Annotated in this window: 15 protein-coding genes; 6 read left to right on the top strand and 9 right to left on the bottom strand. The window is 69.7% G+C overall.

The features are described from left to right. The first annotated feature begins 42 nt into the window (after window positions 1-42). A complete protein-coding gene (gene rsmI, locus BL254_RS01435) occupies window positions 43-951 on the top strand; it encodes a 16S rRNA (cytidine(1402)-2'-O)-methyltransferase (RefSeq protein ID WP_254857692.1) in 909 nt (302 codons plus the stop codon). A 97-nt stretch (window positions 952-1,048) separates the two neighbouring features. Continuing rightward, complete coding sequence (locus BL254_RS01430; RefSeq protein WP_235433207.1) at window positions 1,049-1,351, top strand: type II toxin-antitoxin system Phd/YefM family antitoxin; 303 nt, start codon at window positions 1,049-1,051, stop codon at window positions 1,349-1,351. Window positions 1,352-1,940: 589 nt separating this feature from the next. Here the strand turns inward: BL254_RS01430 and BL254_RS01425 are convergent. Then, a complete protein-coding gene (locus BL254_RS01425) occupies window positions 1,941-2,120 on the bottom strand; it encodes a hypothetical protein (protein ID WP_047221247.1) in 180 nt (59 codons plus the stop codon). Between the two features lie 49 nt (window positions 2,121-2,169). Here BL254_RS01425 and BL254_RS01420 point away from each other — a divergent pair, with 49 nt between their 5' ends. Together BL254_RS01420 and BL254_RS01415 are read left to right on the top strand one after the other, a co-directional pair. Beyond that, complete coding sequence (locus BL254_RS01420; RefSeq protein ID WP_235433206.1) at window positions 2,170-2,757, top strand: XRE family transcriptional regulator; 588 nt, start codon at window positions 2,170-2,172, stop codon at window positions 2,755-2,757. Continuing rightward, window positions 2,754-3,326: a DUF6036 family nucleotidyltransferase gene (locus tag BL254_RS01415; protein WP_052914197.1), complete on the top strand. Its 573-nt coding sequence runs from the start codon at window positions 2,754-2,756 to the stop codon at window positions 3,324-3,326. The genes BL254_RS01420 and BL254_RS01415 overlap by 4 nt, the downstream gene beginning before the upstream one ends. A 234-nt stretch (window positions 3,327-3,560) precedes the next feature. On the opposite strand, the gene BL254_RS01410 is transcribed toward BL254_RS01415, so the two are convergent. Both BL254_RS01410 and BL254_RS01405 read right to left on the bottom strand, forming a co-directional pair. After that, complete coding sequence (locus tag BL254_RS01410; RefSeq protein ID WP_338052662.1) at window positions 3,561-4,076, bottom strand: YdcF family protein; 516 nt, start codon at window positions 4,074-4,076, stop codon at window positions 3,561-3,563. Between the two features lie 320 nt (window positions 4,077-4,396). Further along, window positions 4,397-5,473 carry an ABC transporter substrate-binding protein gene (locus BL254_RS01405; RefSeq protein WP_371389763.1) on the bottom strand — a complete coding sequence of 359 codons (1,077 nt, stop codon included), beginning with the start codon at window positions 5,471-5,473 and terminating at the stop codon, window positions 4,397-4,399. Window positions 5,474-5,793: 320 nt separating this feature from the next. Here BL254_RS01405 and BL254_RS01400 point away from each other — a divergent pair, with 320 nt between their 5' ends. Then, entirely contained in the window at window positions 5,794-6,624 is an 831-nt protein-coding gene (locus BL254_RS01400; RefSeq protein ID WP_047221244.1) for a TatD family hydrolase, read from the top strand. A 38-nt stretch (window positions 6,625-6,662) separates the two neighbouring features. Next, on the top strand, window positions 6,663-7,739 hold the full coding sequence (rsmA, locus tag BL254_RS01395) for a 16S rRNA (adenine(1518)-N(6)/adenine(1519)-N(6))-dimethyltransferase RsmA (RefSeq protein WP_371389761.1): 1,077 nt from the start codon (window positions 6,663-6,665) through the stop codon (window positions 7,737-7,739). A 275-nt stretch (window positions 7,740-8,014) separates the two neighbouring features. On the opposite strand, the gene BL254_RS01390 is transcribed toward rsmA, so the two are convergent. The 6 genes from BL254_RS01390 to BL254_RS01360 form a co-directional block, all read right to left on the bottom strand. Beyond that, window positions 8,015-8,740, bottom strand: coding sequence for a hypothetical protein (locus BL254_RS01390; RefSeq protein ID WP_052914196.1), 726 nt, complete (start codon window positions 8,738-8,740; stop codon window positions 8,015-8,017). After that, entirely contained in the window at window positions 8,737-9,549 is an 813-nt protein-coding gene (locus BL254_RS01385; protein WP_076842281.1) for a DUF6286 domain-containing protein, read from the bottom strand. The genes BL254_RS01390 and BL254_RS01385 overlap by 4 nt, the downstream gene beginning before the upstream one ends. 19 nt (window positions 9,550-9,568) lie before the next feature. Then, on the bottom strand, window positions 9,569-10,045 hold the full coding sequence (locus tag BL254_RS01380; RefSeq protein ID WP_254857690.1) for an Asp23/Gls24 family envelope stress response protein: 477 nt from the start codon (window positions 10,043-10,045) through the stop codon (window positions 9,569-9,571). Window positions 10,046-10,134: 89 nt separating this feature from the next. Beyond that, entirely contained in the window at window positions 10,135-10,323 is a 189-nt protein-coding gene (locus tag BL254_RS01375) for a hypothetical protein (protein WP_047221295.1), read from the bottom strand. 934 nt (window positions 10,324-11,257) lie between these two features. Further along, entirely contained in the window at window positions 11,258-11,611 is a 354-nt protein-coding gene (locus tag BL254_RS01365; protein WP_047221294.1) for a hypothetical protein, read from the bottom strand. Between the two features lie 207 nt (window positions 11,612-11,818). Further along, a complete protein-coding gene (locus BL254_RS01360; RefSeq protein WP_076842280.1) occupies window positions 11,819-12,301 on the bottom strand; it encodes an Asp23/Gls24 family envelope stress response protein in 483 nt (160 codons plus the stop codon). Between the last annotated feature and the right edge of the window lie 419 nt (window positions 12,302-12,720).

Here is a 12,720-nt window from a genome sequence, read left to right as displayed (position 1 = left end):
GGTGGTGGCACCTGGCAGACTCGGCGGGTGTCCGGAACTCTGGTGCTCTGCGGTGCGCCGATCGGTGACGTTCGCGATGCCAGCCCCCGCCTGGGCGAGGTGCTGGCCCGCGCCGACATCGTCGCGGCCGAGGACACCCGCCGCCTGCGCCGGCTGACCGCGGCCCTCGGCGTCACCATCACCGGGCGGGTGGTCTCCTGCTTCGACGCCAACGAGTCCTCCCGCGCGGACTTCCTGCTCTCCCACCTGCGCGCGGGAGCCACCGTCGCGCTCATCACGGACGCGGGCATGCCGGCCGTGTCGGATCCGGGTTTCCGGGTGGTGGCCGCCGCCGTCACGGCCGGGGTGGCGGTGACGGTCGTTCCGGGGCCGTCCGCGGTGACCGCCGCGCTCGCTGTCAGCGGGCTGCCCACGGACCGTTGGGTGTTCGRGGGTTTCCTGCCGCGCCGGCCGGGCGAGCGCCGGTCACGCCTGGCCGAGCTGGCCGGGGAGCGGCGCACACTGGTCATCCTGGAGGCTCCGCACCGGCTGCCCGCAACACTGGACGATCTTACCGCGGCCTTCGGGCCCGACCGCGCGGCCGTGGTGTGCCGCGAACTGACCAAGACCTGGGAGGAGATCGTCCGGGACGATCTCGGCGCGCTGGCGGCATGGGCCCGCGAGCGGGAGGTCCGGGGCGAGATCACCCTGGTGGTGGCGGGTCGACCCGGGACGTCGTCGCAGCCGCGGCCGCAACCGGGCACGCCGGCCGCGGCCGCCCTCTCCGCCGCGCTCGCGGCGGAGGTCGCCGCCCGCGAAGCCGCTGGAATACCGCGCAAGACGGCCCTCGCGGCGGTGGCGGCCGAGCACGGCGTCCCCCGCCGTTTCGTCTACGACGCCGTCCTCGCCGCCAAGAACGACCGCCAGCAGACCGACCGCCAACAGACCGACCACGAAAACAACGATCGGTGACGTAGCGATCAGAGGTGCGCAGACGTAGATCATCGATGGGGTGGTGCGGTGAGCACTGGCTACCAGAAAAGATCGACACAGGTGTGCCGGAGCGGCGGTGACCGCACTGCGCGTACACAGTTCTGGGTACGCTTCCGGTCTGGACGACAGTCAGAACGAGCTGAGCGCAAGGGATGCCCGCGCCCATTTCACCGAGGTCATCACTCGCGCCCAGGGCGGAACACCCACCGTCATCACGCGCAACGGCCAAGCCGTGGCCGCGGTCGTCCCCATCGAGGATTTCAACGCCTTTGAAGACGCCATAGACCGGTATTTCTCTCGGGACGCCGACCGCGATTTGGCGGAGAACCCCGATACCCCCACCTACAGCATGGCCGAGGTCATCCCTGACTACACATGACAAGAGCGGTATTCGCGTGCCGGAACGGTCGTGAGCAACGGAGCGGCCTGTAGGGGTACGAATTGTGCCGTGCTCGGGTTGTGCCAGCGGGCATGTGACCTGTACCAGCAGGCCCCGCTGGGTAGCCGTTCAAGCGGGAGACCGTAGGGCTACCTGACGGATAAGGGGTTTGCCGTCGCCGCAACGCATGTGGATGCACCCGGCGGCGGGATCAGCTGGTATTGCCCCGCGCCGGACAGGCCGTCACTCGTTGCAGGTCGGACCTGGTAGGTCAGCAGGGCTCGATTTCTGGGATGGCATCGAACGGCGCCTGGTTCGTGTCGGGGGGTCTCTGCACGGTGGCGGGCTGCCCGGGGGCTGTTCATGTCTCGCCAGACGATCCGCGCTATGTGGGTGGTGACTGGTACGGCCCGGGTTGAGAGGTACCAGCCGGTCGGTATCCACAGTGGGTCGGGCAGGCCGGGGCGGGGGTGAGGTGGGCGATGTGGTCGTCGGTCAGGGCGGGCTGTCCGGCGTCGAGCCAGGCGCTGACCAGGGTCGCGAGGTGCTTGCCGGGGGTGGGGTGGGGATCGGTCGGACCGGCGCTGGTCTATTCCTCGTCCAAGTCGCCGGCGCCGCCGAACTGGTCGATCCGCCCGGCCGACAGGCCGGTCAGGGCTGCGACGGAAGCGGTGGGTGAGCTGTCGAGGACTTTCATCGATTCGACCATGCCGTGGCGGATCTCCTCACGGCGTTGCTCGAGGGCGGAGCGGCGAGCTCGRTGGATCACTACCAGCTCCTTTATCTGATCAGATAAAGGAGCTGGTAGGGTGTGGTCTGTGAAGCTCGATCAGGACACTCGTGAGGTCATGGCGCTCCTCGACGCCGCCCTGGCTGACAGTGGTCTGACCCAGGTCGAGTTCGCAGCCGCGCTGGGGACGTCGGCGTCCAGGTTCTCCACCTACCGTTCGGGCGGGACGAAGCCGGCCGCCGTGTTCTGCTTCCGGGCGCGGCGCATCGCCCGCGCGCTGGCGGTCGCGCGCGCCTCACGGCTGATGTCCGCGCCGGCGACCGCCAAGGCTGTTCGCACCGCCGACAACGAGGAGTGGGCGTGGCGGATGCTCCTTCAGGGCCGTGACCATCTACGCCTGCTGTTGGAGCGGCGCGACGGATCGGCTGCCGCCTGGGAGGCCGTCCCGGCAGCCACAGGCAGCGCGGGCTTCGACGCCCTGCTGGCCGTCTTGGCGCGGCGGGAGTTCGAGCGGGCCGGAGTTGAACCGCCGACGTGGTGCGAGCCCACGCGTCTGCCTCAGCCCTGGGTTCCCGAGCATCCCTTCCTCGACCGGGAGGAAATCATCACCCGGACTCCGGACTACCTGAAGAAACTCAACATCTTCGTCCCCGCCCGTGACCTGGTCACGGCGTGAACGACCGGCACGAGTTCTCCGCCAAAGAGATCATTTCGCTTCTGGCCAGGCTCGACGAGCGGCTACGGGCACGCGGCGTCTCAGCCGCCGTGTTCATCGTCGGCGGTGCGGCCATCGCGGCGACCTCCCACCGGGATCTGCGGCGCACGGAGGACATCGACGCGATCACCCGCGACCAGGCCGTCCTGGACGAGGCCCGGGCGATCGCCCGCGAGGACGGTCTGCCGGAGAACTGGCTCAACACCCGCGCGGCCATGTGGATGCCGCCGCTGCCACCGGCCGCCCTCGCGCACGTCCCTACCCCYGGACTCCACGTGAGGTACGCGTCTGACGAGTTCCTTCTCGCCATGAAGCTGATCGCCCAGCGCCGCAGGGACGCCGACGATATCCGCGAGCTTGCCGCGCGCACCGGCACGACCGACGCGACCGCCGACGAGCTCGAAGCGCTGATCTATCGCCACTACACCGACCCCGGCATGCTCGAGTTCATCGTCGGCGGTACCGACGTGCCAGGTGAGATCCGCCTCCTCGCCGAACGGGCAGCGCGGATGCTCACCCGCAGTCATTGACCAGTCCCCGCGGCGGAGGTAGAGCAGATGGGAATTGAGTGAACCACCCTGGGTTTTTTAGAGACCGGGGCGGTTCAGGCCGGTCGTTGCATTACACAGGGCGTCCATCAATATAGCCCCCAGGAGCATCCACGCCCGGCTTCCGCATCATCGTGGTATTCCGGACACGGACAACCGGGGAAGGTATGTCGGTCTGACAGTGGGGTGCTGGTGAGGGAATGGCCGCCGGAGGGGTCAGCAGTTTCGTTGGATGGTCAGGGCCTTGATCATGGCGGCCCATTCGTAGCTGATCGCGTATGGCCAGCCGCGTAGTCGTGGGGAGACTGTGACGAACAGGGCGCGGCCCTCGTAACACCGTTTCACCCGTAGTCGCGCCCGGGTGTCCTGTGGGGTCCCCACCACGATCATTACGGATCGCCAGCCGTAACGGGTGGCCAGTTCCGCGGTCATCCGTGCTTCACCCTGGGTGGTGACCGGGTCCGGGCGGAAGCAGATCACCTGTATGCCGGGCAGGGCGGCCGGGCACGGGTCGTCGGCCCCGGGCGGGGTCGACACGGCGAGCACCGGTGCGTACCCGGCCCGGGCCAGTTCGATCGCTCTGGCCAGCCGGCCGGGGCTGCCGGCATACATCACGATCGCGTCGACCGGCTCCGGGGCATCCCGGACCGGCCAGACGAACAACCGCCCGGTCGCGGTGAGGAACAGCACGGCGGCCAGGCCGATCCCGATCCCGACCCGTCCACCCGGCACCCGTCCGGGCCAGCCTCGCGTCCGAGTGGGCCGGTCCGGCATTCGCCTGAACCAGCCTGGCATCTGGGCGGGTCGGTCCGGTGTCCGTCCGAACTGGCCCGAAGCCCGGGTGAACTGGCCTGGTATCCGGGCGAGCCTGTTCGGTGTCCGTCCGAACCGGCCTGAAGTCCGGGCCCGGAGCGGGCGATGTTCCTGCTGCCGGCCTGGGGTGGGACCCGGCATCCACCCGAATCGGCCCGGCTGCCGGGCCCGGGCGAACCGGCCCGGCTGCCGGGCCCGGGCGAACCGGCCCGGCAGCCGGACGGATCCGCCCGGCTTTCTCATGAGGCGGTCATGGCGGGCTGCCGCGCCACCCCGATCCGCGAGCGAGGGTAGGCCAGTGGGGACTGCGCCCGGTCGGCGGGCCAGACCACATGCGCAGCACCGTCCCGCCACTGCACGAGATGGCTGTGGTGACCGACCTGGAGGCCGGTGGCCTCGTCGAGACGGAAACGGCCCAGCAGAGTGGACGTGTCGAGCGTGCGCGCGGCGGTGAGCACATGAGGGTCGTCGGCCCGGCCACTCGCCCAGACACAGCGGCCCAGAACCAGCCCGGCCGCGTAGGCCACCGCCGCGGTCGCGGCCGGCAACTGGTCGTACATCTGTTGGTAGCAGGCAACGAACTCGGACACGCTCGGACCGGTGCCAGCATCCGCGGGCAGCCGTGGTGACCAGGCCCGCGGGCCCAGCAGGCCGTCGCGGCGATCACGCAGTGCGGTCAGTGCGCCGTCATGCCCGGCGGTGGAGAACGCCGCCGCCCGCCAMGGCCTGCGCAGCAGCACCTCGGCCGCGGCGTTCTCGTCGTCCGGATCACCCTGGACGATCAGAACGTCCGCGGGCGGGAGCCGGCGTGCGGCGATCATGGCCTGGCCGGGACGGAACACGCTGGAGGCGACCTCGAAGCCCAGCCGGGCCGCGGCGGCCCGCACGACGGAGACGACTTCCAACGCCCGGTCGTCGGAGGCCGTCAGCACCGTGACCCTGCGGGCCCGCCGGTCGGCGGCACGAACCGCGGCGAGCAGTCCCCGCGTCCACGTCGAATGCGGGGAGAGCAGATTGACGACGTTCGGGAACGCCTGGCGGACGAACCGGGTCGAGGGCGCGCCGATGTTGAACACGACCCGGTCGGTGGCGGCACACGCGGCCAGCGCGCTGCGCTGACCGTACGGACCGAAGATCATATCCGGCCGTGCCGCGGCCGCGGCACRCATCGCCGCCGCGGGATGCGGATGCGCGTCGTACGCGGTGACGTTGATGTCGTCCCACGGCGGCGGAAGCTGCTCATCACGAGCCCACAACGTGACCGCGCGCAGGGTGGTCAGACCGTGGACGGCCGCCGGACCAGTCAGCGGAGTCACCAGCGCAACAGCGAGCGACGAGGACATCGGTACCTGTCTACCAGGTGATGGGACTGCGATGTTTAACAGTGTGCCGACGTTGTTATGACACCCCCGCCATGGGAGTGGCTTGTTCCGGCGCCTCGGCCGTGGACGCGGCGGGTGGACGGGCGGGCATCCGGGCTTGGATCGCTCGTCTGCCGCCGGCTTTCCGCGGTTCCGTAGGATCGGTCCGACGGAGCGCTTCCGCCCGGGGCGTTCCCTGTCAACGGGGAGCGCCTTGGTCGACACGTCCCGCGTCACCGGCGGGACGAGACGGAAGAAAGGTGGGTGAGCGGTAGATGGCACGCGACGGTGGACGCCGTGGCGACCCTCCGCCCGCGCCGCCGCCGTTGTCGGTGGAGGCGGAGGTGATCGACAGCCACTGCCACCTCGACATCATGGGTGGGGATGTGGCAGCGGCCGTCGCGGCGGCACAGGCCGTCGGTGTCCGACGGCTGGTGACGGTGGGAGTCGACCTGCCGACCAGCCGTTGGCAGGCGCAGGTCGCGGCCGGGCATCCCGACGTCTACGCCGCTGTCGCGATCCACCCGAACGAGGCTGCCAGCGGCGTGAACGAGGAGACGTTCACCGAGATCGCCGAACTGGCCGCGGCGCCGAAGGTACGGGCGGTCGGGGAGACCGGCCTGGACTACTACCGCACGCCACCGGAGCGGCACACCGCTCAGCAGGACAGCTTCCGCCGCCACATCGCGATCGCCAAGCAGGCCGACCGCACTCTCATGATCCATGACAGGGAGGCGCACGAGGACACACTGCGTATCCTCTCCGAGGAAGGCGCGCCCGAACGAGTGGTTTTCCACGCCTTCTCCGGAGACGAGGCCATGGCGAAGGTCTGCGCCGACGCCGGCTATGTGATGTCCTTCGCCGGGAATGTGACGTTCAACAACGCGCAACGTCTGCGGGACGCTGCCGCCGTTGCGCCCCGTGACCTGCTCCTGGTCGAGACGGACGCCCCCTTCCTCACTCCCGTGCCGTGGCGGGGCCGGCCGAACGGCCCATATCTGATACCGCTGACGCTGCGTGTGCTGGCCGCTGCTCGCGGGGAGGACGTCGACGCCCTGGCGTCGGCGATCGCCGCCACCTCCGAACGAATGTTCGGGCCCTGGTAGCCCCCGACCCGGGTACTCCCGTCTCCCCGTCGTCCGATATGGGCACTCCCACTCTGCCGCCTTCTGCTCTGGGCTCTTCCGGTCGGCTGTTTTCTGGTACGGATTCTTCCGGTACGGATCCTTCCAGCGCGGGTTCTTCAGCTCCGCTGTCGTCCGGTTCAGGCCTTTCCGATCCGCCGCCTCCCGACCCTGACTCTTCCAGCCAGTCGTCGTCCGGCGGGTCATCGTCTGGTTCGGGGCTGCCCGATGGTCTGCTCACGCCGGCGGACGTACGGTCGATCAGCGCCGCTGTCGGCATACGGCCGACCAAGCGCCGTGGTCAGAACTTTCTCGTCGACCCCAACACCGTCCGTCGGCTGGTACGCCTGGCAGGTGTCGAGCCGGACGAGACCGTCCTGGAGATCGGTCCCGGGCTGGGCTCGCTGACCCTCGGGCTGCTGCCGGCCGCCCGCCGGGTTGTCGCGGTCGAACTGGACGAGGCGCTGGCCACGGCACTRCCGGCGACCGTCACGGCGCGGCTCGGACCAGCGGTTGCGGCCCGCCTGACCGTGCTGGCGGCGGACGGGCTGCGCCTGGAGCCCGCGGACATCTCCGGCGACCCGCCGAGTGTCCTTGCCGCGAACCTGCCCTACAACGTGGCTGTCCCGCTGCTGCTCGGCGTACTTGAACGCTTTCCGTCGGTCAGGCGCGGGCTGGTCATGGTGCAGGCGGAGGTCGCCGACCGGCTGACCGCGTCGCCAGGTGGGCGGGTGTACGGCGTGCCGAGCGTGAAGATGGCCTGGTACGCGTCGGCGCGTCCGGCAGGTCCGGTGCCGCGGGCGGTGTTCTGGCCGCAGCCGAACGTCGACTCGTCCCTGGTGGCGTTCACCCGTCATGATCGGCAAGGGTCGCCGCGGTTGCGCCGGGCCGTTTTCGCCGTGGTGGACGCGGCCTTCGCGCAGCGCCGCAAGACGCTGCGGGCGGCGCTGTCGGGCTGGGCGGGGTCGGCGGACCAGGCCGAGCGTCTCGCGCTGGCCGCGGGCATCGACCCGTCCGCCAGAGGCGAGATCCTGGACGTGGCCGCCTTCACCCGCCTCGCCATCGCCCGCCTCGATCCCAGCTCCGAGCCCGAATGACGGCGGGCCTGCTCTGACCGACGCACCGGTGGCGTGGACGCCATCCGCGATCATTCGTGCGGAGCCTGATCCAGGCGTGTTTGTCGTCGGGTACGTTTTTCAGCTTTCAGCCCGGTGGGCGTACCCGACGACAAACATGCGTCGATCTTGTCCGTTGTCCGTTGTCCGTCCCGGGTGGGCGGCTCCTCATGCCTGAACGGGCAGGTCATACCTGAACGGGCAGGCCGCCACCGTAGAGCGCTACCCGTCCCGGGCGGGCGGATCTCCGGATGCGCTCAGCGCACGCGGTTGTCGTGGTGCACGTCCGGGACGAGCCTGAGCTCGACGGCAAGGTGCGGGCGTGCCACAGCCCCACGGGCGTGCGGCAGCGCAACCTCTTCGATGGCGGAACGGACCCGATGGATGTCCGCGTCGGGGCGCACGGTCACGATCGCCTGCAGCAGCGGGTGCCCCTCGTTGCCCAGCAGCCGCGTCCGCACCTGCTGGACGCCGTCCGTGCCGGCCAGCTCGTTCCCTACCGCTGCGGCGAAGGCCTGCCCGTCCACCCGGACACGCCCGAACCTGTCGTCCCTCACGTGCAGCGCGGACAGCCGGCCCGAGGAGAACTGTGCCGACAGCCAGACCAGCGCCAGCAGTACGATCAGGGCTGTGGCCGCCCCCACCACCGGCCAGAACCAGCCGTGGCTGCCGGCGAAGGAGCGGTTGCCCGGGGTGAGCGTCGGACGGTCGGCGGTCTCCGTCCCGAACACACCGTTACCGGCAAGCAGGATGACCACTCCTGCGCCCAGCAGCGTCAGCCCCAGCAGGGTGAGCATTACCCGGTTGAACCGGTCGACCCTGTGGGTGACCGGACGCCGGTGCGACCGGGACGGGCCAGGCCGTACCGGTCCCTCGCCGCCATCCACGTTCTCCACCTCGCCCGGCTCCGTCAGCGCTCCCAGCCGAGGGATCGGGCTGTCGGCCCGTTGGTCGTCACTGACCGATGTGGCGGTTCCGCTCATTGCTCCTCCTCCCGGCCGCTTGCCGGGTCGGGCTGGCCGCTCGCCAGGTCGGGCTTGGTCAGGTCCAGACCCACCGGATACGGCTCGCGTCGCGTCGGCGTACCGAAGGTGACCTCTGCCACCGACGCGGACGACGCGGACGTGGGGCCACCTGACGCCGTGGGGGTTTCCGGGGCGGGCGACACAGCGGTGGGCGTACCCGAGGTCACATCCGATGCCGTGGGAGGCAGGGTGGCAGACGCTGTGGGAGGCGGGGCCGGCTCCGGCACGACGTTACGGTCGCGGGCGGGGCGATGGGACGCCTTCGCCTTCACCTTCGGTACCGACAGCAGGTCACGGAATGCCAGGTGGCCATGGACCCGCTCGAGCACCTGCGCGGAGGTGTCCGCACTGCTTCCGGGGAACAGCTCGACCATGACTGTCGCGGTGCGGCGCCGGAGACGCACCTTTGCCCGRCTCACACCGTCGACCTCCGCGACGGCGCTGCTCAACGCGTGGCTGAGAGCGGAACGGGAGAMGAACCCGCGGGTGTCAGTGGAGACCGGCCGTAACACGAGCCACCCCGCCCGGCCACGCCGCAGCCCCAGGAAGAGCAACAGCGCCCCGGCTATGATCGCGATGACGGCGAGAACCGTCGGGCCCGTGTCGGACCAGGTGTTACGTGCCATGGCGCCCGCGGCCGACTGCCAGTCGACGACGGCRTACCTCTTGTCCAGGGCCACGCTCACCATCTCGACTATCGCGATCACGCCGGCCGCGGCAAGGAGCGCTGCCAGCAGCRCCGCGACAATCCGGTTTGTCAGGCGCACAATGGTGACCTTTCGTAAGTTATCGCACCCGAGCGCCCGGGGCCRAGCCAAGATCCAGGGCGGACACGTCGATGTCGAGACGGGTGACCCGCAGACCGGCGAGATCGGCTACCTGCCGGGTCACCCGTGTTCGCACTCCATCACATATCTCCATGATTCGGGCAGGGTACCGAACGGACAACGACATGGAAATCCGGGCTGTGCCCCGACTGACGCGGGCCGACACCCGGGGCGGGCGGTCGTCACCGGCCGACCACGCCCGCCGGGGCAGAACGCGGCGCAGACCCCCGACGTGTTCGATGTCCCGCGTGGCTTCGGCGGCGATCTTTTCGACAACCCGGTCGGTGATGAGCAGCCTTCCTCGGGTGGCGGGGTCGGCTCTGCCCCCACCGTGGTCGCCGGGCGTGCCGATGGGTTCGCCGGTTCCTCGCAAGATCGCCGGCCGCGCCGGATCCGCCCACCCCGCTGGATCCGCCTGTGGATCTGTCCCCCGCACCGGGCCTGCTCGCTGTGGCGGATTCGCCGACGGGACGGCGCCGATGCCCGGTGGCGGATCCGGTACGGCAGGTGTCGGGAATCGCGGGTTCACCGTGGTTCCCGCCGCCGGTCGCCGCCGAGGTACCGGGTGAGGTCGACCTCCCCGTCCACCACCTTGCCGACGAGGAGGCCGATCGCCCCGAGCAGCAGGACGATCAGAAAGTCGCTGAAGTCGCCGATGGCGAGCGCAAGACCTGAGAGCAGTCCCGTGATGAGACCGAGTGCGCCTGACCGCATCGAAAGCCTCCTGTCGTCGAACGGGTCGTATGCGCGCCTGGGCTGTACGCGCACGCAAGTGAAGATCTTCAAAGTCGACGAGATATTCGACCGTCCGGGTGGTGCCCCGATCTGGCTTGCCCCGGACGATCTCAAATAGCGCAGCAGCCCGTTGTGGCCCCGGCGGCGACGGCAGCGGCATCATCATAATGATCACAGTGTCGCCGGGAGGCCCGGTGGAGAGCCGGGAGACCTGGTGAAGGTATGCGGTCACCGCCCTCGGGCCGGCCCTGGGCATGCTCGGCGGCCGGCCGTGTTGCCAGGAGGCGCCGTGTTGCCGGGAGACCCGGTGCGGGTATGTAGTCATCGCCTTAACACACCCGCGGGGGCCGGTGTGACTCCGCCCGCCGTCGGACCGACTGCCGCCGGATCCAGCCGACGACGAGCGCAAGGCCCGACCGCTTGTGGTACGTCGTCACCTCACCACAGGCAGGTCGTGGTGGCCGCTGTGCGCGCAGAGCCTGCAGACCCGACGCGAACACGTCAGGATCTCCGCCGCGATCCGGGTGGTTCTCGCGGACGAACCTGCGGATCTCGGCGCGGCGCGCGGCGCTGTCGAGCGTTGCCCGGCAGTGCTCGGAGGCCATGTTCGCCGTCCCTTTCGTTACCGTTCACTGTTGTAGAGTTTCAACTCGCCAAATTTCGCCAAATTTCACTGGTGTCAGGGGAGGCTGGATATCCGGACCCCGCACCCTGTCGACCCTCGAAGTATGAAGATGTATTTTTCCGGTATGACAACCAAATTTTCCGCCACTACGGAGAAATCAGGATTCTGGGCAGCGGCGCCCGTTTGGACCGGTGAGGAAGCCAGCTTTCCGGCCCGCTGGATCCCGGCCCGGAGGTGCCGTTTCTGATCAGAATCCACCGGCTCTGTGCGTTCGCCGTTCCTGGTGCCTCATCCGCTTTCGTCCTGTTCGTCGAGCGTTACTTCTGGTGGTGCGGGCGGGGGTTTCGTCCCGGGGGGGAGTGCAAGATCGTCGATTACGATGTCGATCCGCTCGCATTCCGGCGCCACCGTCGTGACCGCCGAGCGCACCTGGCCGGCGACCTCGGCCATGGTGGGGCCGAACCGCGCGACGACATGGACGGCGACGCCTCCCGGCGCCCTGCGGACGCCGACGACCCGGCGGCCGGGAAGGTAACTGACCACGTCGCCGGTTGCTCCGGCGGAAAGCGCGGCCACCGCCGGACAGCGGGCGACCGCGGCCGCGATCACGGCCGGTCGTGTGGACACAGCCAGGTGGACCATGCTCTCCACCGCACCTTCTCCACCTGCTCCGCCCTGTCCTCCTGTTCCACCCGCACCCGGCGGGCTGTTTCCCGCGAGAGGCCAGGCGGGTGTCGCGCGACGGTTGTGTCCGGTGGCATCGGGGGCTGTTCCCCGTGTCAGGCCAGGTGGATGATCGTCGATCCGATTGTTGATCATGACTGGGATTCCGGGCGCTGATTCCGGGCGTTACTGCACCCGGGTCGGCTGTTCCTCGTCCTCCGCGGGGATGAAGACGTCGTCGACGGCGATGTTGACCTCGGTGACCTCCAGGCCGGTCATCCCCTCTACGGAACCGACGACGTTGCTGCGGATCGTCTGGGCCAGGTCCACGATTGACACGCCATAGTCGACGACGACGTCGAGATMGATCGCGGCCTGGCGTTCGCCGACCTCGACCCCCACGCCCTGGGACACGTTGCGTCCGGACGAGCCAGGTATGCGCTGCCGCAGCGAGCCGACCGCGCGGGCGCCGCCGGAACCGAGGTTGTGGACGCCTTCGACCTCCCGGGTTGCCACGCCCGCGATCTTGCGGACGACCGAGTCCGCGATCGAGGTCTTCCCCTTGCTCGTGACCAGTTCGGTGGATGCCCGCTGCGACACCCCGGTGCGGTCGCCCGATGGCGACTCGCGGGTCGCGGCAGCGGTCTTCTCAGCGGCCGTCGTGCTCATGGCGTGCCTCCGCCCTTGTTGAGGCCTCTCCTTGCGGGTGATCTGGTTGCAGGTGGTCGGGTTGCGGGTGGCCCGGTTCGTCTTGTGCTCCGGCGCGACCGGTTCGTCATGGCCCGCTGTTGCGGCCCGGTTCGTTACGGGCTGCTCCCGGTAACCGTCTCGTGGGAATCGGGTACGAGTCCCACGACGGCCCGGCCGGTCGTGCCCGGCGTGGCCGATCACTGGCGTGACCAGCCGCTCGTGTGCATCGTCTTACCCGGCGGTGGCGAGGGTACTCGCCTCTTACCGGCCGGATAGGTTCGTTGGTGCCCGGTGTCAGAACACGCCTCAGGAGCGAAGGAGAGTCCGCTGTCTCGGTCTCACCGGCACCCTTCCGGTGCCGCCGGCGCCGACCGGCCGTCCGCGCCCGTTCCGGGCAG

The organism is Protofrankia sp. BMG5.30, from assembly GCF_001983005.1.
GTDB classification, from domain to species: domain Bacteria; phylum Actinomycetota; class Actinomycetes; order Frankiales; family Frankiaceae; genus Protofrankia; species Protofrankia coriariae.
This window is presented reverse-complemented; position numbering and strand designations above follow the sequence as displayed.

Bases quoted from the DNA above. Each gene is read 5' to 3' on its own strand.
- BL254_RS01400 (WP_047221244.1), top strand. From the start codon at position 5,794: ATGGCACGCGACGGTGGACGCCGTGGCGACCCTCCGCCCGCGCCGCCG.
- BL254_RS01390 (WP_052914196.1), bottom strand. From the start codon at position 8,740: ATGAGCGGAACCGCCACATCGGTCAGTGACGACCAACGGGCCGACAGC.
- BL254_RS01375 (WP_047221295.1), bottom strand. From the start codon at position 10,323: ATGCGGTCAGGCGCACTCGGTCTCATCACGGGACTGCTCTCAGGTCTT.
- BL254_RS01365 (WP_047221294.1), bottom strand. From the start codon at position 11,611: ATGGTCCACCTGGCTGTGTCCACACGACCGGCCGTGATCGCGGCCGCG.